The following is a 640-nucleotide window of genomic DNA, read 5'->3' as shown; positions in this document are numbered from 1 at the left end:
CGCGGCGCTTGAGCGCTTCGTTATATGTGGGCCAGTTCCTGGTCTTGTATGCGGGGGGTGTGGGTCTGCTCATGCCCTCCAGCTACCATACTGGATTCACAAGGCTCTGTTGCACAAATCCCGTGTGGGATTCATCTCATGAATCCAGCGTGGTAGCTGGGATACATGAGCAGACCTACACCCCCGACCTACAGGACCAGGAACTGGCCAGCCTACAATGAAGCGCTCAAGCGCCGCGGCTCGCTGACGATCTGGTTCGATCCCGAGATGAGCTGGGATGCCGCGCCGACAGGTAGGCGTGGCCGCCAGCAGACCTACAGCGATGCCGCCATCCAGACATGCCTTTCGATGAAGGTGCTGTTCGGCATGGCGCTTCGGCAGACGACAGGCTTCGTCGAAAGCCTACTGCGGCTGGTCGGCCTCGACTGGGCGGTGCCCGACTTCAGCACCCTGTCCCGCCGCCAGAAGACCCTGGCCGTGAACATCCCGTATCGCGGCTCCAAGGGGCCGCTGCACCTGCTGATCGACAGCACGGGCATCAAAGTCGAGGGCGAAGGCGAGTGGCACGCCCGCAAGCATGGTGGACCCAAACGGCGCGTCTGGCGCAAGATCCATCTCGGGATCGACGAGGAAACACTGG

1 pseudogene is annotated in these 640 nt (G+C 62.2%); it reads left to right on the top strand.

What is annotated here, in order from left to right:
* Positions 1–165: 165 nt before the first annotated feature.
* Positions 166–640: pseudogene (locus ACDP63_RS25105) on the top strand (IS5-like element ISPko1 family transposase); the annotation flags it as partial.

It is taken from the genome of Paracoccus sp. P2 (genome assembly GCF_046335115.1).
GTDB lineage: Bacteria > Pseudomonadota > Alphaproteobacteria > Rhodobacterales > Rhodobacteraceae > Paracoccus > Paracoccus pantotrophus.
The sequence above is the reverse complement of the archived record's forward strand: the minus strand, read 5'-3'. Positions and strand labels throughout refer to the sequence as shown.